The organism is Streptomyces sp. NPDC015032, assembly GCF_043080425.1.
Classification (GTDB): domain Bacteria; phylum Actinomycetota; class Actinomycetes; order Streptomycetales; family Streptomycetaceae; genus Streptomyces.
On record NZ_JBIBVN010000034.1, the window covers coordinates 1 to 26479 of the forward strand.

The 26479-nt window shown below is 70.6% G+C and carries 23 protein-coding genes, 4 tRNA genes and 1 other RNA gene; 19 read left to right on the forward strand and 9 right to left on the reverse strand.

The window, feature by feature from the left end; genetic code table 11:
- The first annotated feature begins 208 nt into the window (after positions 1–208).
- The 9 genes from ACF08M_RS32365 to ACF08M_RS32405 all read left to right on the forward strand — a co-directional run bounded on the left by ACF08M_RS32365 (position 209) and on the right by ACF08M_RS32405 (position 7918).
- Positions 209–2374 carry a hypothetical protein gene (locus tag ACF08M_RS32365; protein WP_392188826.1) on the forward strand — a complete coding sequence of 722 codons (2166 nt, stop codon included), beginning with the start codon at positions 209–211 and terminating at the stop codon, positions 2372–2374.
- Between the two features lie 256 nt (positions 2375–2630).
- Positions 2631–2825, forward strand: a complete 195-nt coding sequence (locus ACF08M_RS32370) for a hypothetical protein (RefSeq protein ID WP_392188827.1) — start codon at positions 2631–2633, stop codon at positions 2823–2825.
- Between the two features lie 24 nt (positions 2826–2849).
- Positions 2850–3410, forward strand: a complete 561-nt coding sequence (locus ACF08M_RS32375) for a hypothetical protein (RefSeq protein ID WP_392188828.1) — start codon at positions 2850–2852, stop codon at positions 3408–3410.
- A 20-nt stretch (positions 3411–3430) separates the two neighbouring features.
- Positions 3431–3601 carry a hypothetical protein gene (locus ACF08M_RS32380; RefSeq protein WP_392188829.1) on the forward strand — a complete coding sequence of 57 codons (171 nt, stop codon included), beginning with the start codon at positions 3431–3433 and terminating at the stop codon, positions 3599–3601.
- Positions 3602–3689: 88 nt separating this feature from the next.
- Entirely contained in the window at positions 3690–4604 is a 915-nt protein-coding gene (locus tag ACF08M_RS32385) for a bifunctional DNA primase/polymerase (protein ID WP_392188830.1), read from the forward strand.
- Positions 4601–4948, forward strand: coding sequence for a hypothetical protein (locus ACF08M_RS32390; protein ID WP_392188831.1), 348 nt, complete (start codon positions 4601–4603; stop codon positions 4946–4948). The genes ACF08M_RS32385 and ACF08M_RS32390 overlap by 4 nt, the downstream gene beginning before the upstream one ends.
- On the forward strand, positions 4945–6150 hold the full coding sequence (locus ACF08M_RS32395; RefSeq protein ID WP_392188832.1) for a DUF3631 domain-containing protein: 1206 nt from the start codon (positions 4945–4947) through the stop codon (positions 6148–6150). Before ACF08M_RS32390 ends, ACF08M_RS32395 begins: the two co-directional genes overlap by 4 nt.
- Positions 6151–6334: 184 nt before the next feature.
- On the forward strand, positions 6335–6544 hold the full coding sequence (locus ACF08M_RS32400) for an excisionase family DNA-binding protein (RefSeq protein WP_392188833.1): 210 nt from the start codon (positions 6335–6337) through the stop codon (positions 6542–6544).
- 96 nt (positions 6545–6640) lie between these two features.
- Positions 6641–7918 carry a tyrosine-type recombinase/integrase gene (locus ACF08M_RS32405; RefSeq protein ID WP_392188834.1) on the forward strand — a complete coding sequence of 426 codons (1278 nt, stop codon included), beginning with the start codon at positions 6641–6643 and terminating at the stop codon, positions 7916–7918.
- Between the two features lie 64 nt (positions 7919–7982).
- Here the strand turns inward: ACF08M_RS32405 and ACF08M_RS32410 are convergent.
- Positions 7983–8070 (reverse strand) — tRNA-Ser (locus ACF08M_RS32410).
- Positions 8071–8202: 132 nt separating this feature from the next.
- Between ACF08M_RS32410 and ffs the strand changes: the two genes are divergently transcribed.
- From ffs to ACF08M_RS32440, 6 genes are all read left to right on the forward strand, one after another.
- Positions 8203–8297, forward strand: an RNA gene (ffs, locus tag ACF08M_RS32415) — signal recognition particle sRNA small type.
- Positions 8298–8371: 74 nt separating this feature from the next.
- The gene (locus ACF08M_RS32420) at positions 8372–10543 is read left to right on the forward strand and encodes a DNA polymerase III subunit gamma and tau (protein ID WP_392188835.1); all 2172 of its coding nucleotides are present in this window, start codon (positions 8372–8374) and stop codon (positions 10541–10543) included.
- Positions 10544–10707: 164 nt separating this feature from the next.
- A complete protein-coding gene (gene purD, locus ACF08M_RS32425) occupies positions 10708–11958 on the forward strand; it encodes a phosphoribosylamine--glycine ligase (protein ID WP_392188836.1) in 1251 nt (416 codons plus the stop codon).
- Between the two features lie 389 nt (positions 11959–12347).
- Entirely contained in the window at positions 12348–14267 is a 1920-nt protein-coding gene (locus ACF08M_RS32430; protein WP_392188837.1) for a hypothetical protein, read from the forward strand.
- 322 nt (positions 14268–14589) lie between these two features.
- The gene (locus ACF08M_RS32435; RefSeq protein ID WP_392188838.1) at positions 14590–16053 is read left to right on the forward strand and encodes a N,N-dimethylformamidase beta subunit family domain-containing protein; all 1464 of its coding nucleotides are present in this window, start codon (positions 14590–14592) and stop codon (positions 16051–16053) included.
- A 180-nt stretch (positions 16054–16233) separates the two neighbouring features.
- A complete protein-coding gene (locus ACF08M_RS32440; RefSeq protein ID WP_392188839.1) occupies positions 16234–17148 on the forward strand; it encodes a phosphoribosylaminoimidazolesuccinocarboxamide synthase in 915 nt (304 codons plus the stop codon).
- An 86-nt stretch (positions 17149–17234) separates the two neighbouring features.
- Here ACF08M_RS32440 and ACF08M_RS32445 read toward each other — a convergent pair.
- From ACF08M_RS32445 to ACF08M_RS32480, 8 genes are all read right to left on the reverse strand, one after another.
- Positions 17235–17307, reverse strand: a tRNA-Gly gene (locus tag ACF08M_RS32445).
- Positions 17308–17329: 22 nt separating this feature from the next.
- Entirely contained in the window at positions 17330–17941 is a 612-nt protein-coding gene (locus tag ACF08M_RS32450) for a response regulator (RefSeq protein WP_392188840.1), read from the reverse strand.
- Entirely contained in the window at positions 17938–19275 is a 1338-nt protein-coding gene (locus tag ACF08M_RS32455; protein ID WP_392188841.1) for a sensor histidine kinase, read from the reverse strand. The genes ACF08M_RS32450 and ACF08M_RS32455 overlap by 4 nt, the downstream gene beginning before the upstream one ends.
- 13 nt (positions 19276–19288) lie before the next feature.
- Positions 19289–20110: an ABC transporter permease gene (locus ACF08M_RS32460; RefSeq protein ID WP_392188842.1), complete on the reverse strand. Its 822-nt coding sequence runs from the start codon at positions 20108–20110 to the stop codon at positions 19289–19291.
- Positions 20107–21108 carry an ABC transporter ATP-binding protein gene (locus ACF08M_RS32465; protein WP_392188843.1) on the reverse strand — a complete coding sequence of 334 codons (1002 nt, stop codon included), beginning with the start codon at positions 21106–21108 and terminating at the stop codon, positions 20107–20109. Before ACF08M_RS32465 ends, ACF08M_RS32460 begins: the two co-directional genes overlap by 4 nt.
- Positions 21109–21279: 171 nt before the next feature.
- Positions 21280–21352, reverse strand: a tRNA-Gly gene (locus ACF08M_RS32470).
- A 98-nt stretch (positions 21353–21450) separates the two neighbouring features.
- Positions 21451–21522: transfer RNA gene (locus ACF08M_RS32475), tRNA-Gly, on the reverse strand.
- 183 nt (positions 21523–21705) lie between these two features.
- Entirely contained in the window at positions 21706–22041 is a 336-nt protein-coding gene (locus ACF08M_RS32480; protein ID WP_392188844.1) for an Lsr2 family protein, read from the reverse strand.
- Positions 22042–22434: 393 nt separating this feature from the next.
- Between ACF08M_RS32480 and purS the strand changes: the two genes are divergently transcribed.
- From purS to ACF08M_RS32500, 4 genes are all read left to right on the forward strand, one after another.
- The gene (gene purS / locus ACF08M_RS32485) at positions 22435–22695 is read left to right on the forward strand and encodes a phosphoribosylformylglycinamidine synthase subunit PurS (protein WP_037695153.1); all 261 of its coding nucleotides are present in this window, start codon (positions 22435–22437) and stop codon (positions 22693–22695) included.
- Positions 22692–23372 carry a phosphoribosylformylglycinamidine synthase subunit PurQ gene (purQ, locus tag ACF08M_RS32490; protein ID WP_392188845.1) on the forward strand — a complete coding sequence of 227 codons (681 nt, stop codon included), beginning with the start codon at positions 22692–22694 and terminating at the stop codon, positions 23370–23372. The genes purS and purQ overlap by 4 nt, the downstream gene beginning before the upstream one ends.
- Complete coding sequence (purL, locus tag ACF08M_RS32495) at positions 23369–25618, forward strand: phosphoribosylformylglycinamidine synthase subunit PurL (RefSeq protein ID WP_392188846.1); 2250 nt, start codon at positions 23369–23371, stop codon at positions 25616–25618. The genes purQ and purL overlap by 4 nt, the downstream gene beginning before the upstream one ends.
- A 119-nt stretch (positions 25619–25737) precedes the next feature.
- Entirely contained in the window at positions 25738–26376 is a 639-nt protein-coding gene (locus tag ACF08M_RS32500) for a TetR/AcrR family transcriptional regulator (RefSeq protein WP_392188847.1), read from the forward strand.
- Positions 26377–26479: the final 103 nt, after the last annotated feature.

Below are 26479 nucleotides of genomic sequence, written 5' to 3' on the forward strand. Positions count from 1 at the left end.
CACGCCCCAGCCCGCACCCCCGCCCCAGCCCGCACCCCCGCCCCAACCGTCCCCGCAGCCGCAGCCGCAGCCGCAGCCGCAGCCCGAGGCCCCCACCCCACCCCCCCCCCCCCCCCCCCCCCCCCCGGGGGGCCCCCCCCCCCCCCGGGGGCCCCCCCCCCCCCGCCACTTCCCCCGCCCCTTGCTCGTCTTCTCGAAGGAGCCCCTGATGGCTGCCAAGTCCGCTCGCTCAGCCCTGGACTGGGGCTGGAACCACTCGCCCGCCACTTCCGCCGCTCTGGTCGCGGGCGGTGCCTACACCGTCGCAACCGTCGGCGCGGTCACCGGCCTGCCCGCCTCCCACGCCCTGCTCGTCGCCGGGGCCGGAGCCGCCGCCCAGGCCGGGGCCGACCTCTACCAGCACCGCCCCGCCGGCCACACCGTCGCCCGGTGCGCGGCCTGGCTCGCCGCCGGAGGCTGGACCGCTACCGCCCTGGCCGATCACACCGCCCTGACCTGGTCCTCCGCCGGATGGTGGGCGGCCGGGACCGCCGCCGGGATGACCCTGGCCCGCGGCCTGGTCCACGCCGAGGAAACCGCCCGCACCGAACGCACCCAAAGGCGCCTGCAGAAATGGGCGAACAAGCAGGCCGGTGAATGGCACGACCGCCTGAACCGCCTCTTCCGCCTCGAAGGCCACGAGGTCGAAGGGGTGCGGCCGTGGAAGGGTGACGTCGGCTACACCGTCCGCGTCCGCATGCCCTCCGACACCCCAGAGTTGCCCGCCGACGCCGTGCGCAAGCTGGCTGTCGACCTGCGGCTGCCCAAGGGCGGCGGCATCCAGATTCTCGACGGCGAGGTCTACGGGCAGACCCTCATCCGCGTCACCGCCGTCGATGTCCTGGCCAAGGACCTTGACTTGCCCGACACTCCGGACGAGACCACCGTCACCAGCATCTACGACGGCATCCCGCTCGGTCTCAAGCCCGACGCGGAAGAAGCCCGGGTCGCGGTCGTCGACGAATGCGCCCTGGTCGTCGGCCAGGTGGGCTCCGGCAAGACGAACACGATCAACGTCGCCAACGCCGGGGCGCTGCGCACGAACAACACGGTGGTGATGCACATCGACGTCACCGGCGCCGGGATCTCCCTGCCCTGGCTGCACGCCTGGGCGGTCGACGGGACCGCGACGGTGCCGCTGATCGACTGGACCGCCGACACCGTCGAAGAAGCACACATCCTGTGTGACACCGTCATCGCCGGGATCGGCGCCCGCAAGACCGGGCACCAGGACCGTCTCACCGAGGACGACAAGCTCACCGTCACCCACGACCTCCCCGAAGTCCTGATCGTTGTCGACGAGATCGCCGAACTCCCGCCCGTCCTGCTCCGCAAGCTCGACACCATCGTCAACACCGGCCGCGCCGTCCGCGTCCGCGTCGTGATCTGCGGACTGCGCGCCACCCAGGACGTCATCACCGCCGCCATGAAGAAGCAGAGCAGGGTTCGGGTCGGCATGCGCGTCTCCGACCCTGAAGAGCTCAGCCACTTGTTCCCGACCGGCGGGGCCCGCATCAACCCGAAGTCGGCGCCCTACCGCGGCTGCGGGTTCTACTCCTCCCCCGACAAGGAGGACGTCGTCTCCGACCCGACAGCGTTCAAGGCGTACCGGATCAAGCCCAAGCAGATCCGGGCCCTGTCCGTCACCTACGCCGACCGCCGGCCGAAGCTCGAAGCCGTGTTCCTCGACACGGAGCCCGGCGAGTACTACGCCAGCCGCTGGGGCCGCATCCTGCCCCGCCTCTACAAGGCCAACAAGCTCGCCCCGACCACCATCCCCTACACCGACATGGACACCCTCTACCCCCCGATCAACCAACTCACCGGCATCCCGATCACCAGCACTACCGACACCGGAGACGACGACAACGCCCCCGCCCCCCGCATCGTCGCCGCAACCACCCCGGCCCAGTCCGAACCGCGAGTCGGTAGCGACCTGCTGTCGACCATGCTCAACGCCGCCCGCACCACCGGCCCGGCCGCGCCGAGCGGCGGGGACGACGCCACGGTGATCCAGGCCGACTTCGGCCGCGTCATCCAGCAGGCCGGAACCCCCGAGAACCGGCCCAACCCCGTCCCCCAGCTCCTCGCCGACGCACACAACGCGGTCGTGGCCGCAGGGGGGCGCATGCACACCGCCGACCTCGCCGCCCTCCTCGAAATGGACTCTCTCGTGCTGGGCACCGAGCTGGGCAAGCTGCTGCGTGAGGTGGACATCGAGCGCCCCGGCAAGGGCACCGTCCGCGCCGGAAAGGACAACGAGTCCAAGCCCGGCTACCTCGTCGAGACCCTCGCCGCCGCCATCCGCGCCTACAACCTCCGCGACGGACAGTAACCAACCTGTCTGTGGTGGGCCCACCACAGACACCCCACCACAGACCCACCACAGCCGTGTGGGAGTCCCACACGGCTGTGGTGGTCCCTGACCTGCATGTGGTGGGTGTGGGAGTCCCACAGAAACCCGCCCCGAAACCGTCCCTCAGCCCCTCCAGAACCCCTCCGGGGCGCCCTCCTGGCCGGGGTGTGGGACTCCCACACCACACCCCGCTCGCTGCCACGTTCCGTGACCGAAGAACCGAAGTGAGGACCCCATGGCCCTGACCGTTTCCGCCGTCGTCCTGCTGCTGATCGTCGTCCTGATCCTGCTGCGCACCGGCTACCTCCGCTTCGGCCCCGGCCTCGCCGCCGCCCTGCTCGGCTTCTTCCTCGCCTCCACCGGCATCGCCCCCACCATCCGCCAGGCCCTCAGCAGCATCGCCACCGCCCTCTCCCACATCACCGCCTGACCGCCAGGCCCGAAGGAGCCCGCCATGACCACCGACACCGACTACGTCCCCACCGACTGGACCACCCCGGCCGACAGGCCCCGGCAGCAGCCGCCCGTCACCAGCCGCACACCGATCGACCCGGCCGAGGCACGTGACCTGCTCTCCGACGAGCTGTACATGGCCCGGGTCTGGTCCCTGATCCGCCGCGAAGAAGAGGCCCGCACCAGCCAGACCACCCCGACCAGCACCCCGGCCGCCGCCCCGGTCTCCTCCACGTTCACCGGCCGCACGGCCCCCGCCCCGCAGCAGTCCCCGGCCAGGACCGGTGTACCGGGGTGGGTGTGGCAGTACAGCGCGCTCGCTCTGTCCTCCGGCGGATTCATCGCGCTCGCCGGATACGGCATCGGCGCCGCCGCCCCCGGCCTCGCCGCCATCGACGACATCCTTGCCGCACTCGGTCAGGCCGTCATGTCCATCGCCGTCCTCGCCGTCCTGGCCGCGCTCCTCCTCGCGGGCCGCCGCACCCGCCACGCCACCGGCTCGACCGGAACCACCGTGAACATCCGCAAGGCCGTGCTCAAGCGCAACCACTTCCACGGCTAACCCGAGAGCGAGAGCAGCCCATGAGCGACACCCAGACCGACCACGACGCCTACGACCAGGCCGAGGAGGACGAGTACTTCTACTGCGACCTCTGCGACCCCGCCGACGACTCCGAGACCTACCCGTACGCGCACTGCTGCGGATGCGGCGCGGACGGCAGCAGCGAATTCCCCGACTGCACCTGCGAGTAGCTACGCCAAGGGCGGCCCCCTCGTCTCGCCAAAGTCGCGGGGCCGCCCTTGCCTGCCAGCGCTCTCTACAGAACTGGAGACATCCAGCATGACTCAACCCACCCCCATCCGGCGACACCAACCCCTGCTCACCGCAGCCCTGGGCGCCGCCGCCCGCGGCTGGCACGTCTTCCCGCTCCGCTCCGGCACCAAGCGCCCCGCCCTCCATGGCGAAGCCGCCTGCCCCCGCACCGGTCCCTGTTCCACCGGTCACCTGAAGTGGGAGGACCGGGCCACTACCGATCCCGACCGGATCCGGGCCGCGTGGGCCGCCGGGGCGTTCAACGTGGGTCTGGCGACGGGCCCGTCGGGGATGGTCGTCGTCGACCTCGACATGCCCAAGCCGAACAGCAACGGGGACACGCCTTGCGGCGTGACGACCTTCAAGGCGCTCTGCGAGCGCGCCGGGCAGCCCGTCCCCACCACCTACCGGACCCGGACCGCGAGCGGCGGACACCACTTGTACTTCACCACCCCACCCGGTGCCCGGCTCACCAACAGCGCGGGCCTGCTCGGGCCGCTCATCGACACCCGCGCGTGGGGCGGATACGTCGTCGCCCGCGGCAGCACCGTCAACGGGCGTGCGTACGAGGTCGTTGACGGTGCCCCCGTCAGCTCCCTGCCCTCATGGCTGCTGGACGCACTCACCCCCGAGTCCCATCCCGCCCCGCCGGTCCGCGTCAGCACGGCCCGGAACGGCGGGCGGGTGGCCGACGTGGCCCTGCAGCGCGAGACGACCGCCGTCGCCGGAGCCGCCGAGGGCGACCGCAACGCCCAACTCCTCCGCAGCGCCCGCGCCGTGGGGCGGTTCGTCGCATGGGGCGACCTCCCCCGGCACGTGGTTGAGGAGGCTTTTCAAGGGGCGGGGGAGGCGGCCGGACTCCCCGCGGCCGAGTGCCGCGCCACGATCCGCAGCGCCCTGAACTGGTCCATCCGCACCTGCCGGCCACGGGAGGCAGCGTGACCACCCGGCCCCACCCCGCCTTGAAAAGCCTCCCCGCCACCCCCACCGGCCCCCGCCCCGCCGAACCGACCCCGGCCGCATCCGGCAGTAGCGCGCCGAAGGACGTCGGCCGCAAGGCCGTCCCTACTGGTTCTGACCCGCAGGCCGGGGACGGCCGGTACCCGATCGCATGGCTCACCATCTCCGCCCCACGCGGCGCCGTGCCCACCGTGACCAGCACCTGTCAGTGCGGTCGCTCGCTCTTCGCCGCAGGTCAGCGCAAGGCGCTCGCCCTGATCGACGACCACACCCGCCACCGTGCCCTCTGCCCGCTGCGCACCACTGAGGAAAGGACCGCGTCATGACCGCGACACCGCCCGCCCCGTCCATCGACGGCGCCGCCCTGCTCGACGAGATCGAGCAGTTCCACCGCAGGTTCAACGTCTTCCCCCGCGAGGCCGCCTACGTCGCCGTCACGTTGTGGGACGCCCACGCCCACCTCCTCGACTGCTTCGACTCCACGCCAAGGTTGGCGTTCCTCTCCCCGGAGCCGGGGTCGGGGAAGTCGCGGGCCCTGGAGGTGGTGGAGACGTTGGTGCCCCGCCCGATGCTGGCGGTGAACGCCCGGGCCGCCGCTCTCTTCCGGTCCGTTTCCGACCCGGCCGGGCGGCCGACGATCCTCTTCGACGAGATCGACACGATTTTCGGCCCCAAGGCTGGGGACAACGAGGAACTGCGCGGGTTCCTGAACGCCGGACACCGCCGCTCCGGGGTCACTTACCGGTGCATCGGGGACGGCGGCAACCAGACGGTGGTGGAGTTCCCCTCCTACACCGCCGTTGCGGTCGGCGGGCTCGGCTACCTGCCGGACACGATCACGACCCGCTCCGTCATCATCCGCATGCGCCGCCGGGCCAGGAACGAGAAGGTCGAGCCCTTCCGGGCCCGGCTGCACGAGGTGGAGGGCCACGCGCTGCGAGACCGGCTCGCTCAGTGGGCCGACGCCGTTCGTGAGGACGTCGCCGGGCGCTGGCCCGAGATGCCCGACGGTGTCACCGACCGCCCCGCCGACGTGTGGGAACCCCTGCTTTCCGTCGCGGACGCGGCCGGGGGCGACTGGCCCGAGCGAGCCCGCGCGGCGTGCGTGGAGCTGGTCAACGCGGCCAGGGCTGACGACAAGGGCAGTCTCGGTATCCGCCTGCTGACCGACCTGCGCGACCACATCATGGCGGGCATCGACCGTATGCCGACCGTCGCCATCCTGGACCGGCTGTGCGCGCTGGACGAAGCCCCCTGGGCCGACATGAGCGGCCGGCCGCTCGACTCCCGGGGCCTGGCCAAGATGCTCGCGGAGTACATGACTACCGACAACGCCCCGGTCAAGGCCCGCAACATCAAGACGGCCGGAACGGTCCTCAAGGGCTACTACGCCGCCGATCTCCACGACGCCTGGCAGCGCTACTGCCCCCTACCCCCCGCAGGGGGCGCTACTTCCGCTACTTCCGCTACCCCGCAGGTCAGCGCCCCGGAAACGGTAGCGGCAGAACTCTTCCCGTCCGCTACCTGAGCGCTACCCGCTACCGGCCCCACACCACGAAAAGTGAGGCCGGTAGCGGCACCCATCCGCTACCGCTACCCCTATCCGCTACCACGATCACGCCCCTGACCAGGGAGGTAGCGGAGGTAGCGGAAGTAGCGGACCTGACAGGAAAGGGCCGAAGAGGCCCCGGCAACTCACAGGGAGTTACCTGATGAGCAATCTCGCTCACGCTGACAGCACCCTCGTTCTCCTCACCGTTGAGGAAGCCGCGCGCCGCCTCCAGATCGGCCGCACCACCTGCTTCACCCTCATCCGCTCGGGGGCTCTGGAATCCCTGATGATCGGCCGACTTCGCCGGGTGCCTGCCGACGCCCCGGCCGCGTACATCGCGCGCCGCCGCGCTGAGGGCTTCGCAGCCTGACCAGCTCAACACCGGAGCGCCGCCCCCGCCGGAGCGCCGCCCCCGCTGGGGCGGCGCTCCGGTCGTTCTGCCCACCGATTTAAGGAGATCCCGCCCGTGGCGGAGAAGAAGCGAACTCGCCGGGCCAATGGCGAAACGGCCATCTACTTTGGCAAGGACGGCCGTTGGCACGCCCGGTTGCCGATGGGTTACAAGGACAACGGCGAGCCCTACCGCAGGCACATCACCCGCACCTCTGAAGACGCCCTGACCGAAGAGGTCAAGCGGCTGGAAAAGCAGCGCGACCAGGGAACCGCACAGCAGCCTGGCAAGCTGTGGACGGTCGAGAAGTGGCTGTGGCACTGGGTCGAGAACATCGCCAAGGACGTCGTCAGCGAGAACACCTACGACGGGTACGAAGTAGCAGTTCGCGTGCACCTCGTACCCGGCCTCGGCAAGCACCGTATCGACCGCCTGGAGCCGGAGCACCTGGAGAGCCTGTACCGCCGGATGCAGAAGAACGGCAGCAAGGCAGCCACGGCTCACCAGGCTCACCGCACCGCCCGCACCGCCCTCGGTGAGGCGGTCCGCCGTGGCCACGCCGCGAAGAACGCCGCCGCTCTGGCCAAGCCGCCACGGGTGGAGGAGCCAGAGGAGGAGATCGAGCCCTACTCGGTCGAGGAGGTGCAGAGCCTGCTGATCGAGGTGAACAAGCGCCGCAACAGCGCTCGTTGGATGCTGGCGCTGGCCCTCGGTCTGCGACAGGGGGAGACGCTGGGGCTGCGCTGGGTCGACGTGGACCTGGACCACGAGTACCTGAAGCTGCGCCGGAACCGGCTGCGCCCGAAGTACGAGCACGGGTGCAAGGAGGCAGATACATGCGGCCGGAAGGCCGGGTACTGCCCGGACCGCAAGCAGGTGCGGCGCGAGACGAAGAACACAAAGTCGCGCGCCGGCCGCCGTGCGGTTCCCCTGCCGGGCCCCCTGGTCGTGATGCTGCGAACGCACAGGGAAGCCCAGGCCCGGGAGCGCAAGACTGCCGGAAACTTGTGGACCGAGTCGGACTACGTGTTCACGAAACCGCTCGGCGGACCGCTGAGCCCGAACACGGACTACCACGATTGGAAAAGGCTGCTGAACGATGCGGGGGTACGTGACGCGCGCCTGCACGACGCCCGGCACACCGCCGCGACCGTCCTCATGCTGCTTGGCGTCCCGGACCGTGTGATTGACCAGATCATGGGGTGGGAGGCGGGCACGTCCGACCGGATGCGCGCGCGGTACCTGCATGTGCCCGACGCCATGCTGAAGGACGTGGCCCAGAAGCTCGCGGACGCCATCTGGGGGCCCTCATCGAACGGCCTTGTGGACAAAGACCAGAACAACGAGGGCTGAGAGAACGTCGAAGGGCCCCACCGCGAACGGTGGGGCCCTTCGACGTATTGCCCGGTGAGAGCAATGGCGGAGGATACGAGATTCGAACTCGTGAGGGGTTGCCCCCAACACGCTTTCCAAGCGTGCGCCCTAGGCCACTAGGCGAATCCTCCGCGGCAAACAATACAAGACGTTGAGGAGTGCTCGCGAACCCCTTCCTCCCGAGCATCCGCTCGGGAGGGTCCGGGGTGGTTCAGGGGGTGGGGCTGTGGTCCGGGAGGGGCGGGGATCGGCTAAGGTAGGGGCCAGCCCCTCACGTGGCGCTATCTGACTGAACTCCCCCAGGGCCGGAAGGCAGCAAGGGTAGGTCGGCTCTGGCGGGTGCGTGGGGGGCCCTTGTGTTTCCGGGGTGCGGGGCGGCGGCTCGTCCCGGTCCGGGGCCGGTTGTCGGTCCGCCCGGATAACCTCGTATGTGTGTCGTCCCTTGCGCTGTACCGCCGCTATCGCCCCGAGTCGTTCGCCGAGGTCATTGGGCAGGAGCATGTCACTGACCCGCTGCAGCAGGCACTGCGGAACAACCGGGTCAATCACGCGTACCTGTTCAGCGGTCCGCGCGGCTGCGGCAAGACGACCAGCGCGCGCATCCTGGCCCGCTGTCTGAACTGCGAGCAGGGACCGACGCCCACGCCGTGCGGGGAGTGCCAGTCCTGCCGGGACCTCGCGCGCAACGGGCCGGGATCGATCGATGTGATCGAGATCGACGCCGCATCGCACGGTGGCGTGGACGACGCCCGAGATCTGCGGGAGAAGGCGTTCTTCGGGCCCGCGTCGAGTCGTTACAAGATCTACATCATCGACGAGGCGCACATGGTCACGTCGGCGGGGTTCAACGCCCTGCTGAAGGTGGTCGAGGAGCCGCCGGAGCACCTCAAGTTCATCTTTGCGACCACCGAGCCCGAGAAGGTCATCGGCACGATCCGGTCGCGTACGCACCACTACCCGTTCCGTCTGGTTCCGCCGGGCACGCTGCGCGACTATCTCGCCGAGGTCTGTGCCAAGGAGAACAGCCCCGTCGAGGACGGCGTGCTGCCGCTCGTCGTGCGGGCCGGGGCCGGATCCGTGCGTGACTCGATGTCGGTGATGGATCAGCTGCTGGCCAGTGCGGGCGACGACGGTGTGACATACGCCATGGCGACCTCGCTGCTCGGGTATACGGACGGCTCGCTGCTCGACTCCGTCGTGGACGCCTTCGCGGCGGGCGACGGGGCCGCGGCGTTCGAGGTCGTGGACCGGGTGATCGAGGGCGGCAACGACCCGCGCCGCTTTGTCGCCGACCTCCTGGAGCGACTGCGTGACCTGGTCATCCTCGCCGCGGTGCCGGACGCCGGGGAGAAGGGCCTGATCGACGCACCCGCCGATGTCGTCGAGCGGATGCAGGCCCAGGCGTCCGTCTTCGGCGCCGCCGAGCTGAGCCGCGCCGCCGACCTGGTCAACGAGGGGCTGACGGAGATGCGGGGGGCGACCTCGCCGCGTCTTCAGGTCGAGCTGATCTGTGCCCGGGTGCTGCTGCCCGCGGCCTTCGACGACGAGCGTTCACTGCAGGCCCGGCTCGACCGGCTGGAGCGCGGCGCGTCCTTCGCGACCGCCGGTACGGGCCCCGCCATGGGGTACGTACCCGGGCCGGAGGCCCTGGCCCACGCCCCCGTCACACCTGCCGTGCAGCCCGGCGCCGGGCCCGCCGCCGCGCGCGCGGCGGTACGGGGGGAGGCGCCGGCCCCCGCGCCGCCGCCCGCACCTGCCGCGGCGACGCCCCCGGCGACCGCGCAGCCCGTGGCGCCCATCACCCCGCAGCAGGCGGCCGAGGTCCCGGCGGCGCCTGCCGCGGGCGGGCAGCGTCCCGGTGCCTGGCCCACCGCCGCCGCGCCGGAATCGGGCCGCCGCCCCGGTGGCTGGCCGACCGCTTCCGCCCCCGGCCAGTCGCCGGTCCCGCAGGCCGCGGCAGCCCCCGCCCCGGCGCAGGCCGCACCCGCGGCAGCGGTGCCCGCCGCCGAGCCGGGCCCCGGGATGACGCAGGGCGCCGGCCAGGTGCGGAACATGTGGCCGGACATCCTGGAAGCCGTGAAGAACCGCCGCCGGTTCACCTGGATCCTGCTCAGCCAGAACGCCCAGGTCACCGGCTTCGACGGCACCACCCTCCAAATCGGCTTCCTGAACGCGGGCGCGCGCGACAACTTCGCGAGCAGCGGAAGCGAGGAGGTGCTGAGGCAGGCCCTCGCCGAGCGGTTCAACGCACAGTGGAAGATCGAGGCGATCGTCGACCCGTCGGGCGGGGCGGGCGCGCCCCCGCAGACCGGGGGCGGCCGTCCCTCCACCGCCCCGCCGCCACCGCAGCGGCCGGCTCCCGCACCCCAGCAGAGTTACGAACCCCGGCCCGCACCGGCCCCGCATCAGCAGCCGAATGCCGCACCCGCCGCGGAGCCCGCACCGCAGTCGTACGCCGCGCCCGAGCCCCCGCGCCCGGTCGCTCCCGAGGACGACACCCCCGAGGCCGACGACCCGGATCTCGTCGACTCGGCGCTCTCCGGGCACGACCTCATCGTCCGCGAACTGGGCGCCACGGTCGTGGAGGAGTTCACCAACGAGTAGCAACGAGCAGCAACGAGCAGCAACGAGCAGCGACGAGCAGCGACGAGTGGTTCGGACGCCGTCGGCCGGGCACGAGCCCGCACCGGACGGCCGGGGTGCTCGGAAGTGTCCACGGAGCGGCCGTCCGTCGAGGCCGTCGTGGACCGGCGGCTAGGCTGCACCTCGTGAAGGTCCTCGTCATCGGCGGCGGCGCCCGCGAACACGCCCTGTGCCGCTCTCTCTCCCTCGACCCCGACGTCACCGCTCTGTACTGCGCTCCCGGCAACGCCGGAATCGCGGAGGTGGCCGAACTGCACCCGGTCGACGCTCTCGACGGCGACGCCGTCGCGCGCCTCGCCACCGACCTGGGCGCCGAACTGGTGGTCGTCGGCCCGGAGGCGCCGCTCGTCGCCGGGGTCGCCGACGCCGTGCGCGCCGCGGGCATCCCCTGCTTCGGCCCCTCCGGCGAGGCGGCCCGGCTGGAGGGCTCCAAGGCGTTCGCCAAGGACGTGATGGCCGGAGCCGGTGTCCCGACCGCCCGCAGCTATGTCTGCACCACGCCCGCCGAGATCGACTCCGCCCTCGATGCCTTCGGCGCCCCGTACGTCGTCAAGGACGACGGCCTTGCCGCAGGAAAGGGCGTCGTCGTCACCGACGACGTCGAGGCGGCCCGTGCCCACGCGCTGGCCTGCGATCGCGTGGTCATCGAGGAGTTCCTCGACGGCCCCGAGGTCAGCCTCTTCGCGATCACGGACGGCACCACCGTGGTGCCGCTCCAGCCCGCGCAGGACTTCAAGCGTGCCCTGGACGACGACGAGGGTCCGAACACCGGTGGCATGGGCGCGTACTCCCCGCTCCCGTGGGCCGGCCCCAAGCTGGTCGACGAGGTCATGGAGTCGGTGCTCCAGCCGACCGTCGACGAGCTCCGTCGCCGCGGCACGCCGTTCTCCGGGCTGCTGTACGCGGGCCTCGCGATCACTTCGCGCGGCGTGCGGGTGATCGAGTTCAACGCCCGTTTCGGCGACCCCGAGACCCAGGTGGTCCTGGCCCGTCTGAAAACCCCGCTGGCCGGTGTCCTGCTGGGCTCCGCCAACGGCACCCTCGATGAGCTGCCGCCGCTCACCTGGCGCGACGAGGCCGCCGTCACCGTGGTCGTCGCCTCGCACAACTACCCGGGTACGCCGCGGACGGGCGACCCGATCGAAGGGCTCGACGACGTGGCGGCGAAGGATGCCCCGCATGCGTACGTCCTGCACGCCGGTACCGGACGGGACGGCGACACGATCGTCAGCGCGGGCGGCCGGGTGCTGTCCGTGACCGCGACCGGCAAGGACCTCGCCGCCGCCCGTGAGCGGGCCTACACAGCGGTGTCCCGGATCCGGCTCGACGGCTCGCAGTTCCGTACGGACATCGCCCAGAAGGCCGCGGAGGCCTGAGCCCGAGCGCGCCGGGTCCGGGCCGGAGAGCCTGGATCCGGATGCCTCCGGGACTGGGAGTCCGGGCCCGGCCGGGACAGCCCGGGACAGCCCGGGACCCGACACTTGGAAACCGGACCTGCCGGGGCCGGGCGCGAAAGCCCGGGACCGGATGCCGACACCCGCTGACGCGCCCTTGCCCCAAGGACGGCGGCGCGCCAGCACCTTTGCCCAAAGCCATTCCATCGAGTGACGGCTGAGCCATCCGGATGACGCCCGCCGAGGCCCCAACTAGGGTGCGGCGCGGGTATTCCGGCACTTGGCCCACTGGCATTGCGATGTCAGTGACGGGTGCCACAGTGGGGGAGTGAACAACACCGCTGCGGGGGCAGAGGGGGTGACGTCCGGACGTGTCCGATACCGGTGCAAGTGAGGAGCTGGGTGCGCAGAGTGCGCGCGCCCGAGCTCTTGCTCTGCTGCGCATCCGCGGCAGAGCGACCGCCGCGGCCATCCTGCCCGCGGCGGTCGCTGTCGTGCTGCTCGTCGCCGGCGCAGAGGGTTTGGCCGTCGGCAGCGGCTGGGACACGGCACGCTGGGCCGTGACGGCCTGTGCGGTCGTCGTGCTCCTGCTCGCCGCGGTGGTCGCGCTGGCGATCGTACGGGCGAGGCCGGCGGTGAGCCCGACCGTTCCGCTCGCCGAGGAAGCCGCTCCCGATCTCTACCGTCTGGTCAGGGACCTCGCCGACCGGCTCGGAGTTCCCGCGCCCTCGGCGATAGCCCTCACGCCCGACTGCGACAGCTGGCTGGAGGACCGCACACATCCCTCCGCACAGCCCGTGGCAGGCCCCGGAGCGGGTCGAGGGGCGTGGCAGGCGGGCCGGTCCCGCCGCCGGGCCCAGGCGGCTCCCGTGCTGGTCATCGGTTCGCCGTTCCTGTGGTGGATGCGGGTCGCGGAGCTACGGGCGGTGCTCGCCCCGGTCGTCGCCGGCACGGGCTCCTCCGCGCATCCCGATATAGCCGCGGCGCGCCGTTTCGTACGGGGGCTGGACGGAGCGGTCGCCGATGCGGCCGTGCCCGTTTCCGGTCCGCTGTCCGGGGTGCGCTCGGTGCCGCGCGTCTTCATCGGCTGGATCACCCGGCTGCTGCTGCGCAGCTGTCGCGGTCATGCCGCGGAGATGGAGCGGGGTGTCGCCGCCGCCGCGTCGGTCCGTGCACAGCGTGTGGACTACGGTCTGCGGATCGTCGCCCAGGAGCAGGTCGGCCTCGCCTACGCGGGCTGGGACCGGCTGCTGACCCGGGTCGCGCTGCCCGCCTGGCAGATGGGCCGCTGGCCGTCCCGGCTGGACGCGGGCGTCGTATCCGCCCTCACCGAGCTCTCCCGCCGCGACCGGCTCGCCGACGGATTTGCCTCGCGGCTGGGCGAACGCCCCGCCTGTGACCTTCTGGAGGAGCCCGGCGCGGCCGACGAGGCGGCGTCGCTGCTGGCGGCCCGGCTCTTCCACGGCGGCCCGGCGCAGTCCGGTCCCGACTGGTCGCCGGTCGACTGGCAGCAGTATCCGGAAGAAGTGGTCGACCGGAAGTGGCGCGCCGAGGCCGCCCGCCTGTTCCGTGTCCTCGATGTCCTCGACTCGATGGGTACGGCGCCCGCGCAGGCCACCGACGACCCCGGGCCCGGTTCCGGCAGGCCCGCGTTTCCTGCCGGCAACGACGCCGACCACATCGGCGGCACCGGCATCGAGCCTCTCGACGCCAAGGGGTTCGGCACCGATCCTCTCGGCACCGGCACCGGCACCGGCACCGGCACCGGCACCGGCATCGATATTGACGCCGCCGGCATCGACGCCGGATTGCCCACACTGGCCCGTGTCGTCGAGCATCTGGCGGGCCGGAGAGGCAGCGGCGAGGAGCTGGCGGCCCGGATCAGCGCCGTGGTGGCCCGCGAGGAGGCTGCGGCCCGACGGCCCCGCCCCGGCGGCACGTCCGGCCCGGCGGCCCCCGGCCCGGCGGCCGCCCACGGCGCCGCTCATGCGGGCGGGGACGTCCTGGACATCTGGGGCCCCGGCCCCCTCCCGCTTCAGCCGCCCCGTACGGGTACCGAACTGCTCGCCGACCACGTCGCGGCGATGGTGTGCTGTGCCGCCGTCGACACGGCGGGTGCGGCGCCCGGGCTCGACTGGCTCGACGGCCCCGCGTTGCTGGTCGACGGCGAGCGCCGGGCGGATCTGGGCGTCTCCGTCCTCAGCCTGGTCGAGGACGGGGACGCGGAACCGCTGCGTTCCTGGCTCGCGTCGGTCGGCGTGCGCACCGACAAACCCGTCCGTCTCGTCTGAACCACGAACCCGTCGGCGGACCCGACGACCGAGCCGGACCACAACATCCCCACCCTTGTCGCGGGCGACACGGCAAGGGGCTTTCACGCCTCAATACCCGGAAGGATACGTTCCGTTCACGTCAATTCGCGACGAACGGTGACGGACTGCATGCGTTATGTGATGTGCTGGGGATCGACGCTGACAGTCGACTCATCACTGTTGGCTCACCGATGACGCACGGCCGGAGATGGTCACTGGTCACATCGCCGTCGGCCGTCACCGGTGACGACCAGCTGTTGTCTCACTGTTGTTGTCCGGGGAGCCGAGGGAGGGAAGCGGTATGGGGGCGGAGCAGATTCGTCGATGGGAGTCGGGTGCCCTCGCGCACGCCGTCTCCGATCCCTTCGGCCAGGGCCCCCTGCCCTGGCTGCGCGGCAGTGAGAACTACTTCGACGACACCGGGCACGTCGTCCCCTGGTACGCGGACCCCACCCTGGCCCGCGCTTCCACCGACGGCGGCACGCATACGGCCGACGATGTGCACAACCAGATCAAGGGCTTCATCTCCACGGGAGCCGCGGCCCCCGGCGAGGCGGTCGACTTCCACATCACCGTGGACCCGCCCCAGCAGTTCTCCGTGGACATCTACCGCATCGGTCACTACGGGGGCGACGGCGCCGCCAAGATCACCACGAGCCCCCGGATCTCCGGCATCGTCCAGCCGGCCCCGCTCACCGCCGACCGCACGGTCTCCTGCCACCACTGGTGGCAGTCCTGGCGGCTGCAGATCCCCTCGTACTGGTCGATCGGCGCGTACGTCGCCGTGCTCACCACGGTCGACGGGCACCGCTCCCACATCCCGTTCACGGTCCGGGACGCGCACCCGGCCGATCTCCTGCTGGTCCTGCCGGACATCACCTGGCAGGCGTACAACCTCTACCCGGAGGACGGTCACACCGGCGCCAGCCTCTACCACGCCTGGGACGAGCAGGGCCGCCTTCTGGGCGAGGAGGACGCGGCGGTCACCGTCTCCTTCGACCGCCCGTACGCGGGCGCGGGCCTGCCTCTCCATGTCGGTCATGCCTACGACTTCATCCGTTGGGCCGAGCGCTACGGCTACGACATCGCATACGCGGACACCCGCGATCTGCACGCGGGCCGGATCGACCCGGGCTGTTACCGGGGCCTGATCTTCCCCGGCCACGACGAGTACTGGTCGGTGCCCATGCGCCACACCGTCGAACTCGCCCGCGACAGCGGCACCTCGCTCGTCTTCCTCTCCGCCAACACCATGTACTGGCAGGTGAGTCTCTCCCCGTCGCCGTCCGGCGTGCCGGACCGGCTGCTCACCTGCCGCAAGCGCCACGGCCCGGGAAAGCCCGCCCTCTGGCGCGAGATCGACCGCCCCGAGCAACAGCTCCTCGGTATCCAGTACGCGGGCCGGGTCCCCGATCCGCACCCACTGGTCGTACGGAACGCCGAACACTGGCTGTGGGACGCGACGGGTGCCCGTGAGGGCGATGAGATCGACGGCCTGGTCGCGGGCGAGGCCGACCGGTACTTCCCACGCACCGCACTCCCCGAGCACGAGAGCCGCATCCTGCTCGCCCACTCCCCGTACCTGGACAGCGAAGGGGTCAAGCGCCACCAGGAGACCTCCCTGTACCGGGCCCCGTCCGGCGCACTCGTCTTCGCCTCCGGCACCTTCGCCTGGTCCCCGGCCCTGGACCGCCCCGGCCACGTGGACCCCCGCATCCAGGGCGCCACCGCCAATCTCCTCGACCGCATCTGCAAGCGCGCCTGAAACGTCCCTGAGGCGCGCCACCCGAGGCGCCTTCGGGGCTCAGGCCAGAAGTGCCACCGGGGCCATGGCACTCGGCGCCACGGACGCCCGCGCTCCACTCCGCCGCACCCCGATACGGGAGAACGCACCCCGATACGGGAGAATCGGAACGACTCCTGGATCAACCTACGCGGAGGCAGCGTGTCCGGATTTGTAGAAAAGCCCGAGCCAGTGCAGGTCCCGGGGCTCACCCACCTCCACACCGGCAAGGTGCGCGACCTGTACCGGAACGAGGCGGGCGACCTCGTCATGGTCGCCAGCGACCGCATGTCCGCGTACGACTGGGTCCTGCCGACCGAGATCCCGGACAAGGGCCGGGTGCTCACCCGGCTCTCGCTGTGGTGGTTCGACCAGCTCAGCGATCTCGTGCCGAACCACGTCCTGTCCACGGAGCTCCCCGCCGGAGCCCCCGCGGACTGGGCCGGCCGCACGCTGATCTGCCGGTCCCTGCGGATGGTTCCGGTCGAGTGCGTCGCTCGCGGCTATCTCACCGGCTCCGGCCTCGTCGAGTACAACGAGTCCCGCACGGTCTGCGGCCTCGCGCTGCCCGAGGGGCTCGTCGACGGCTCCGAACTCCCGGCGCCGATCTTCACCCCCGCCACCAAGGCGGCCGTCGGGGATCACGACGAGAACGTGAGCTACGAGGAGGTGGCCCGCCAGGTCGGCGCGGAGACCGCCGCCCAGCTGCGCCGCACCACGCTGGACGTGTACAGCAGGGCCCGTGACATCGCGCGCGAGCGCGGGATCATCCTCGCCGACACGAAGTTCGAGTTCGGTTTCGCTCCCACGGCCGACGGCGGCGAGGAGCTGATCATCGCGGACGAGGTGCTGACTCCGGACTCCTCGCGCTTCTGGCCCGCCGCCACCTGGGAGCCGGGCAGGGCCCAGCCCAGTTACGACAAGCAGTTCGTGCGCGACTGGCTGACCTCCCCGGCCTCCGGCTGGGACCGCAGGAGCGAGCAGCCGCCCCCGGCACTGCCCCAGGAGATCGTGGACGCGACCCGGGCGAAGTACCTGGAGGCGTACGAACACCTCACCGGTATGCCTTGGCAGTAGGGCCTGCCCGCCGGGGCCGGACGGGCCCCGCTCCTGAAACACGAAGAAACCCCCGGCCGAAGGGCCGGGGGCTTCTTGCTGAACCGAGCGGACGACCAGGTTCGAACTGGCGACCTCAACCTTGGCAAGGTTGCGCTCTACCAACTGAGCTACGTCCGCAAGCGCCGAAGCGCGAGACCTACTATACCCATCCGCGCTCGCGTGCGAGACGTACTGCCGCATGCCGGTTCTCCGCCCCGAGCTTCGAGACGGCCGCCGAGAGGTAGTTCCGCACAGTTCCCTGCGACAGCGACGCCCGCTCCGCGATCTCCGCGATCGGTGCTCCGTCGGCCGCCAATTCCAGCACCTCGGCCTCGCGCGTGGTCAGCGGCGAGTCCCCGGCGGAGATCGCGTCGGCCGCCAACTCCGGGTCCACATAACGGTTTCCGGCATGCACGGTGCGGATGATCCCGGCCAGCTGCCGGGCGCTGACAGTCTTCGGCACGAAGGCCCGCACGCCTGCCGCGAGTGCCCGTTTCAGATGTCCCGGCCGGCCGTGACTCGTCACGATCATCGTCCGGCAGCCGGGCAGTTCGGCCCGCAGGGATGTGGCGACACTCACACCGTCGGCGCCCGGCATCTCCAGATCGAGGACCGCCACATCGGGGCGATGGGCCCGCGCCATGGCCAGCGCCTCCGGACCGGTCGCCGCCTCCGCGACCACCACGAGGTCGTCCTCCAGAGCGAGCAGCGCGGCCAGCGCGCCCCGGATCAGATGCTCGTCGTCGGCGAGCAGCACCCGTACCGCCGTCATCGTCGTTCCTCCTGAAGGGACGAGGGGGCCTGGGACGGCGGAGCCACCGGAAAGGCAGGGGCAGGGGTTGGAGCCATGGCGGGGCGTGCCAGCGGGATCGTGGCCGTCAGCCGGAACAGACCGTTCCCCGCCGGACCCGCGTCCAGTGAACCGTCGAGTGCCCGAAGCCGCTCCCGCAGCCCGGCCAGCCCGGAGCCGCCCGGTCCTGATTCGCCGGGTCCCGATTCGCCCGGTCCGGCGACGGCCGGCGGCGCCCCGTCGTTCTCCACGTCCAGCACCACCGCGTCCGCCGAAGCCCGGAGCCGGATGGTGCAGTGCCGCGGATCGCCGTGCCGCAGCACATTGGTCGCCGCCTCCCGCACCACCCAGCCGAGCGCCGCCTGCACCGGCGCGGGCAGTTCGCCGCCGCCGTCCCCCGCCACCTCGCACCCGATCCCGGCCGCCCGCAACACGCTGCGCGCGCCCACGAGTTCGGTGCTCAGATCGGCCTCCCGGTAGCCCCGCACGACATCGCGCACCTCCTGCTGGGAGGCGCGGGCGATGCGCATGACCTCGACCATCTGGTCAGCGGCCGCCGGTCTGCCGCGCTGGGCCAGTTCCACCGCCAGCTCGCTCTTCAGCGCGATCACGGCCAGGTTCCGGCCCAGGACGTCATGCATGTCCCGCCCGAACCGCAGCCGCTCCTCGGCGACCGCCAGCCGGGCCTGAAGATCCCGGGCCTCCTCGGCCTGCCACATCACGCCCAGGCTCCAGGCGCTGGGCCGTACCGAGATCAGGACGAGCACGCAGCCGAAGAGCGAAGTCGGCACCACCCCGGCCAGTGTCCCGCCCCGCACTCCGACCGCGGCCAAGGCGCCGACGCTCAGCGCGGTGACGGAGAACGACTGGATCAGGAAGGTGCGGACCGGGACCAGCAGGGTCTGCGTTATCGCGAATGCCACCGGCGCGTTCATGGTCATGAGGAGCAGCCCGGGGTCGCTGATCCCGTCAACCCCGGCCATGGCCGCCAGCAAACCCAGGTTCACCAGCAGCAGCACCAGCGGCGGCAGCTGCCGCCGACGGGGGAAGACCGCGGTGCCGAGGTAGTGGGTGTACGACAGTGCCACGTTGCGGTTGCTCAGCAGACACTGCGCAAGACCGACGAGCAGCAGTGCCAAGCCCAGCGCGATCGGCAGCGGCGTATGGCGGATGTCCGACCTGAAGGGGGCCAGCTGCCACGACAGGGTGAAGAGCCAGGGCATCACCGAGAGAGTCAGCCGCGAGTACAGATCGATCCGCTCCAGTTTGCTGCGCTTCTGCCAGCTGCGGCGCCAGCCCCGTACGAGCACCGACACGGCACGTCCCTCCTCAGCGTCGCGGGTCCCAGCGGAACCAACGGTGCACAGCAAACACGGCGAATGCGGTCCAGGCCAGTCCCGTCAGGGCGGCCACGAGCAGGTCGGAGCCCTCGGCACCGCCCAGCCAGCCCGTCCGCACGAGTGTCATCACCCCGGTCACCGGCAGCAGCTCGCACACCGACGCCATCGGGTCGGGCATGATCTCCAGCGGCACGAAGAGCCCTGAGCCCATCATCGAGATGAAGAACAGCGGGAGGGTGGTGAGCTGCGACGTCTGCACGGTGCGGGTCACCGCGGAGGTGGCCGCGGCCAGTGCCGCCAGCAGCACCAGACCCAGCAGCAGGCCCGCCAGGAGCAGTTCGGGCCGCTGCGGCGCGGCGAGGCCGAAGAAGGCCGTCCCCGCCACCACGATCACCGCGGTCTGCGCCAGAGCCAGCGCGACCGACGGCAGGGCGGTCCCTATGAGGATCTCCCGGTCGGTGACCTCACCGGTACGCAGCCGCTTCAGGACCAGGTCCTCGCGCCGCGCCACATAGGCCGAGACCAGGTTCATGTAGACGGCCTGGATCAGCACGATACCGATGCCGCCGGTGAGCGCCGCCGCGGCGACGGACAGGCCGGTCCCGTCGAGAACGGACGGCTTCAGCGTCGACTTCATCGCCAGAACCATGGCGGCGGGCATCAACAGCGCGACGAATATCGCCGTCCGGTTGCGCGCGAGCAGGGAGACCTCGGCGCGCCCGAGGGCGGTCAGCCGGCCCCGGCACGTCGTGCCGGCCGCCGTAGTCGTGCCAGCCGTGCCGGTCGTGCTGGTCGTCGTGGTCGTTTTCACGCAGCCACCTTCTCCGTCTCCGCCGCGCTCTGCGCGATATCGAGAAACGCCTCTTCGAGCGAGGCGGACCGGGCATCGAGCCCGAGCAGTTGCACGCCCGACTCCCGCGCCCAGAGCAGCAGTTCGGTCAGTGAGTCCTGCAGCCGCCGCGTACGGATCTCGATCCGGCTGCCGTCGGCCGCGGCGGGCAGCGACAGCGGAAGCCGCGCCGCCGGTACTCCCTCGGGCAGTTCGAACCGGATGCGGGCGGGGCGGGCCGCCGTCACCTCGTCGGTGGTGCCCGCCGTCACGATCCGCCCCCTGTGCATGATCGCCAGCCGGTCGGCGAGCGTCTCGGCCTCCTCCAGGTAGTGCGTGGTGAGCAGGACGGTGAGGCCGTCGTCGCGCAAGCGCCGTACCAACTCCCAGGTGTCGCGACGCCCTTCGGCGTCGAGCCCGGTGGTCGGCTCGTCCAGGAACAGCACTTCGGGCCGGCCGAGCAGGGCCAGCGCGAGGTCGAGGCGGCGCCGTTCGCCGCCGGAGAGCTGTTTGACCCGTACGTGCGCCCGGTGGGAGAGCCCGACCAGATCCAGTGCTTCGCCGGTCGGCCGGGCGCCACTGGTGCAGCCCGCCCACATCCGTACGGTCTCGGTGACCGTCAGCTCCGACGGGAAGCCGCCCTCCTGGAGCATCACTCCGATCCGGGGCCGGACGGCGGCACGTTCGCGGTACGGGTCGTGGCCGAGCACCCGCACCGTGCCGCCGTCGGGCCGGGCCAGGCCCTCCAGCAGTTCGACGGTGGAGGTCTTTCCGGCGCCGTTCGTGCCGAGCAGCGCGAAGAGTTCACCGCGCGCCACGGAGAAGGAGACACCGCTCACGGCCGTGAAGCCGCCGGCATAGCACCGCCGTACATCGCTCGCCTCGATCACGGAGTCGGTGCGGGGACCGGTCACGGAACCTGCTGTGATGTCCGCCACGGCGCCGCCCGCTCGGTTGCTGGGAATGTCCTCGCTGGTCATACCTACAGGTTTCCGCCGGGTCGTCGCAGTGAGCAGTGCGAGCTGTCACCACTGCTCATGACAAACGTCATGAGCGCGCGGGCAAGGGACCACGAGGCGGAGAACAGGGTCCGGAAATACGACGAAGGCCCTGGTCGATATCGACCAGGGCCTTCTGACAAACCGATCAAGAGCGGACGACGAGATTCGAACTCGCGACCCTCACCTTGGCAAGGTGATGCTCTACCAACTGAGCCACGTCCGCATTGCTGCCGCCTATTGTACCCCGTGTAAGGAGATCTGTTGAGCGGTGCGAGCACTACTCTACCCGATTCACCGAAGTGGTCGTCGAGAGTGATGCAGAGCGGGTGACAGGAATTGCACACTGCGCCTTCCCCCTGGAAGGGGGATATTCTACTACTGAACTACACCCGCACGCTGCGTGGGGTTCGGCTTTTCGGCCTTGCCCCTCGGCGTGCTCCAGACTTTAGCCGACCTGCGGGGGTGTAGCGCAAGTCGGTGGCCGCAGGGTGTCGTCGAGGCGTGCGCCGGAGCGTTCGCGGCGCACGACCGTGAATGCTCCGGCGGCCCGTCGGCGTGCCCTCGGGGGCCGGAGCCTCAACTGGCTTCGCGGAACGCCTCGTAGACCTTCTTGGGGATCCGGCCGCGAGCCGGCACCTCCATCCCGTGGGAGTGGGCCCAGGCGCGCACGGCCGCCGGGTCGGGTGCGAGTGAGGTGTGCCGGTACGAAGCGGGGGTCCTGCCGCGCTTACTGGCATTTGTCTGCTTTCGACCCGCGGTCACGTACGGGGCCAGAGCCTTGCGCAGTTTCTTTGCATTGGACTGGTTGAGGTCGATCTCGTACGACTTCCCGTCCAGGGCGAAGGTGACCGTTTCCGTCGCTGCTCCCCCGTCGATGTCGTCGAAGAGGGTGACCACTACGCGCTGAGCCACGGATATCGGTCCTTTCCTACGGCATCGGCGCGTCTGGCATGCGCTGATGCCGGCCTTCCGGCTGTCAGGCGGATGTGGGCGGATGTGAGTCGACCGGTGTCGACTGTTTAGGGGCAATTCTGCATTCCCCGGTAATCATTTGTACAGCGGTGGGTGCCGCATTGTGAAGCCCATCCAATTAACTCCGCGTGTCAGCCTTCTATGTGTGGCCCCGGTGAGGATTTTTTTTGCAGGACTTTCCTCAGGTGTTGTCGCGGTCGATATCTGGGCGTGATCAACGGCTCTCCTTATCTACTCGCGTAGAATTTCTGGCCAGGTACGCTGAGGGGACCTGCGGGGGTCTGGGGAACCCCCCGGAGAAACAGCCGCACCACACCACCACCGGGAGTGCCAGTGGCACGCGTCGTAGTCGACGTCATGCTCAAGCCCGAGATCCTCGACCCGCAGGGACAGGCGGTGCAGCGCGCACTGCCCCGTCTCGGCTTCGAGGGAATCGCGGACGTACGTCAGGGAAAGCGTTTCGAGCTGGAGGTCGAGGGGCCGGTCGACGACGCCGCCCTCGGTCGCATTCACGAGATGGCCGAGACTTTCCTCGCCAACACCGTCATCGAGGACTTCACCGTGAAGGTGGAGAAGGCCGAGGAGTCGAAGTGACTGCTCGTATCGGAGTCGTCACCTTTCCCGGCACGCTCGACGACAAGGACAGCCTGAGGGCCGTACGGGTCGCGGGCGCCGAGCCCGTATCGCTGTGGCACCGCGACAAGGACCTGCACCAGGTCGACGCGGTCATCCTGGCGGGTGGCTTCTCCTACGGCGACTACCTGCGGGCCGGAGCCATCTCCCGCTTCTCGCCGGTCATGGAGACGATCATCGAGAACGCGCGGGCGGGGATGCCGGTCCTCGGTATCTGCAACGGCTTCCAGATCCTGACCGAGGCACATCTGCTGCCCGGCGCGATGGTGCAGAACAACCACCTGCACTTCATCTGCCGCGATCAGAAGCTGCGCGTCGAGAACGCGGAGACCGCCTGGACCTCGGACTACTCCGCGGGCCAGGAGATCTCCGTACCGCTCAAGAACATGGACGGGCGTTACGTCGCCGACGAGTGCGTGCTCGACGAGCTGGAGGCGGAGGGCCGGGTCGCCTTCCGCTACCTGGACATGAACCCCAACGGCTCGCTGCGCGACATCGCCGGCATCACCAACGCCGCGGGCAATGTCGTCGGTCTGATGCCGCACCCGGAGCACGCCGTGGAGCCGCTGATCGGCACCGGTCGTACCGACGGTCTCGGTTTCTTCACCTCGATCATCAAGAAGCTGGTCAACGCATGAGCCTGGACACGGTCAAGCACGCGGCCGAAACCCCGGACACCGCGCAGCCCTGGAAGGAGCTCGGCCTCAAGGAGGACGAGTACGCCCGGATCCGCGAGATCCTGGGCCGCCGTCCCACCGGCGCCGAGCTCGCCATGTATTCCGTGATGTGGTCCGAGCACTGCTCCTACAAGAGCAGTAAGGTCCACCTCAAGCAGTTCGGCGAGAAGGTTCCCGCCAACGACGCGATGCTCGTCGGCATCGGCGAGAACGCCGGTGTGGTCGATGTCGGCCAGGGTTACGCCGTCACCTTCAAGGTCGAGTCGCACAACCACCCCTCGTACATCGAGCCCTACCAGGGCGCGGCGACCGGCGTCGGCGGCATCGTCCGCGACATCCTCGCCATGGGGGCACGCCCGGTCGCGGTCGTGGACCCGTTGCGCTTCGGTGCGGCCGACCACCCCGACACCAAGCGCGTCCTGCCGGGCGTCGTCGCGGGGATCGGCGGCTACGGCAACTGCCTGGGCCTGCCGAACATCGGCGGCGAGGTCGTCTTCGACGCCTGCTACCAGGGCAACCCGCTGGTCAACGCCGGCTGCATCGGCGTGATGAAGCACGAGGACATCCACCTGGCCAAGGCCTCGGGCCCCGGCAACAAGGTGATCCTGTACGGCGCCCGCACCGGCGGCGACGGCATCGGCGGCGTCTCGGTGCTGGCCTCGGAGACCTTCGAGTCGACCGGCCCGGCCAAGCGCCCTGCCGTCCAGGTCGGCGACCCGTTCCAGGAGAAGCTCCTCATCGAGTGCACCCTGGAGATCTTCAAGGAGAAGCTCGTCGCGGGCATCCAGGACCTCGGCGGCGCCGGGCTCTCCTGTGCCACGTCCGAGCTGGCCTCCGCGGGTTCCGGCGGCATGCGCGTCGAGCTGGACACCGTGCCGCTGCGCGACTCCTCCCTCTCGCCCGAGGAAATCCTCATGAGCGAGTCCCAGGAGCGCATGTGCGCGATCGTCGAGCCGCAGCACGTCGGGCGTTTCATGGAGATCTGCGAGAAGTGGGACGTCATCGCCACCGTCATCGGTGAGGTGACCGAGGGCTCCCAGCTGGAGATCTTCTGGCACGGCGAGCAGATCGTGGACGTACCGCCGCGGTCCGTCGCCCACGAGGGCCCGACGTACCACCGCCCGTTCGCCCGCCCGTCCTGGCAGGACGCGCTGCAGGCCGACGACGCGGGCAAGCTGGCCCGTCCGGCGAACGGCGCCGAGCTGCGCGAGCAGGTCCTCAGGCTGGTCGCCTCGCCGAACCAGGCGTCGAAGTCCTGGATCACGGACCAGTACGACCGGTTCGTGCAGGGCAACACCGTGCTGGCGATGCCCGAGGACGCCGGCATGGTCCGGATCGACGAGAAGTCGAACCTGGGCGTGGCCATGGCGACCGACGGCAACGGCCGGTACGCCAAGCTCGACCCGTACACCGGTGCGCAGCTCGCGCTGGCGGAGTCGTACCGCAATGTTGCCGCCTCCGGTGCCAAGCCGCTCGCGATCTCGGACTGCCTGAATTTCGGTTCGCCCGAGGACCCGGACGTCATGTGGCAGTTCGCCGAGGCCACCCGCGGCCTCGCGGACGGCTGCCTGGAGCTGGGCACCCCGGTCACCGGCGGCAACGTGTCGCTGTACAACCAGACCGGTGAGACGGCGATTCACCCGACGCCGGTCGTGGCCGTGCTCGGTGTGATCGACGACGTCACCCGGCGTACGCCGGTCGCCTTCGGGGAGGAGGGCCAGCTCCTCTACCTGCTGGGCGACACGCGCGAGGAGTTCGGCGGCTCGGCCTGGTCCGAGGTCGTCCACGGCCACCTCGGCGGCATGCCGCCCGAGGTGGACCTGGGCCGCGAGAAGCTGCTCGGCGAGATCCTGATCTCGGCCTCCCGCGACGGCATGATCGACGCGGCGCACGACCTCTCCGACGGCGGTCTGATCCAGGCGGTCACCGAGTCCTGCCTGCGCGGCGGGAAGGGTGCCCGGCTGGTCGTGCCGGACGGTCTGGACGCGTTCACCTTCCTCTTCTCCGAGTCGGCGGGGCGCGCGGTCGTCTCCGTTCCGCGGAGCGAGGAGCTCCGCTTCAACGACATGTGCGGGGCGCGGGGTCTGCCCGTCGCCCGCATCGGTGTCGTGGACGGCGAGGAGATCGAGATCCAGGGCGAGTTCAGCATTCCGCTGAGCGAGCTGCGCACGGCGCACGAGGAGACCATTCCGGGTCTGCTCGCCTGACGCACTGCCGCTGTGGAGGACTGCCCCGCCCGGTTCCCGGGCGGGGCAGTCCTTGTTTGAAAAATATATCGAGTCAAGAATTAATATAGGCTCAATATTCATCCTGGTACAGTGAAGCCATGACTGAGGGGATGAGCCTGCGCGAGCGCAAGAAGCTCCAGACGCGACACCGTCTGCTGTCCGCGGCCACCGAACTCTTCGCCGCACGCGGCTTCGACAAGGTCTCGGTCGCCGAGATCGCCGAAGCGGCCGAGGTGTCGAAGATGACCGTCTTCAACTACTTCGCCGGCAAGGAGGACCTGGTCCTCGCTCCCATGGCGGAGCACATAGGCGATGTCGCGCGGGTGGTACGGGACAGGGCCCACGGCGAGTCCGCCACGGACGCCGTGCGGCGCCACTTCCTGGCAGCCATCGAGGCCCGTGACCCCTCCGTCGGAATGAGCGACGCACCGGTGGTGCTCGGGCTGCGCCGGCTGATCCAGGAGACCCCGTCGCTGCTCATCCGGGCCCACGCGTTCTCCATGCGCTCCTTCGACCTGCTCGCCGAAGTCCTGGTCGAGGAGGGGGAGGAGCCGTCCATCGTCCGGATCGCGGCCGCCCAGCTGATCGCCACCCGTAACTCCCTCATCTCCGCGAACCAGTTGCGGCTGCTCGCGGGGGAACCGGCGGACGCGGTCGCGCCGGGGGCCGCCGCACTCGCCGAGCGCGGCTTCGACCTGCTCGACAAGGGACTGGGCGACTTCGCCACCCGGCGCTGATCCCCAGTCCGATTCCCGGGGCTGAACCTCAGGCCGATTCCCGGGGCTGATCCATGGCGCTGATTCCCGGCGTCGATTTCCGACGGGGCGGCCGGGCTCCGGG

Bases quoted from the DNA above. Each gene is read 5' to 3' on its own strand.
- ACF08M_RS32380 (WP_392188829.1), top strand. From the start codon at position 3,431: ATGAGCGACACCCAGACCGACCACGACGCCTACGACCAGGCCGAGGAG.
- ACF08M_RS32450 (WP_392188840.1), bottom strand. From the start codon at position 17,941: ATGACGGCGGTACGGGTGCTGCTCGCCGACGACGAGCATCTGATCCGG.
- ACF08M_RS32435 (WP_392188838.1), top strand. From the start codon at position 14,590: ATGGGGGCGGAGCAGATTCGTCGATGGGAGTCGGGTGCCCTCGCGCAC.
- purL (WP_392188846.1), top strand. From the start codon at position 23,369: ATGAGCCTGGACACGGTCAAGCACGCGGCCGAAACCCCGGACACCGCG.
- ACF08M_RS32400 (WP_392188833.1), top strand. From the start codon at position 6,335: ATGAGCAATCTCGCTCACGCTGACAGCACCCTCGTTCTCCTCACCGTT.
- ACF08M_RS32365 (WP_392188826.1), top strand. From the start codon at position 209: ATGGCTGCCAAGTCCGCTCGCTCAGCCCTGGACTGGGGCTGGAACCAC.
- ACF08M_RS32385 (WP_392188830.1), top strand. From the start codon at position 3,690: ATGACTCAACCCACCCCCATCCGGCGACACCAACCCCTGCTCACCGCA.
- ACF08M_RS32465 (WP_392188843.1), bottom strand. From the start codon at position 21,108: ATGACCAGCGAGGACATTCCCAGCAACCGAGCGGGCGGCGCCGTGGCG.
- ACF08M_RS32370 (WP_392188827.1), top strand. From the start codon at position 2,631: ATGGCCCTGACCGTTTCCGCCGTCGTCCTGCTGCTGATCGTCGTCCTG.
- ACF08M_RS32375 (WP_392188828.1), top strand. From the start codon at position 2,850: ATGACCACCGACACCGACTACGTCCCCACCGACTGGACCACCCCGGCC.
- ACF08M_RS32395 (WP_392188832.1), top strand. From the start codon at position 4,945: ATGACCGCGACACCGCCCGCCCCGTCCATCGACGGCGCCGCCCTGCTC.
- ACF08M_RS32500 (WP_392188847.1), top strand. From the start codon at position 25,738: ATGACTGAGGGGATGAGCCTGCGCGAGCGCAAGAAGCTCCAGACGCGA.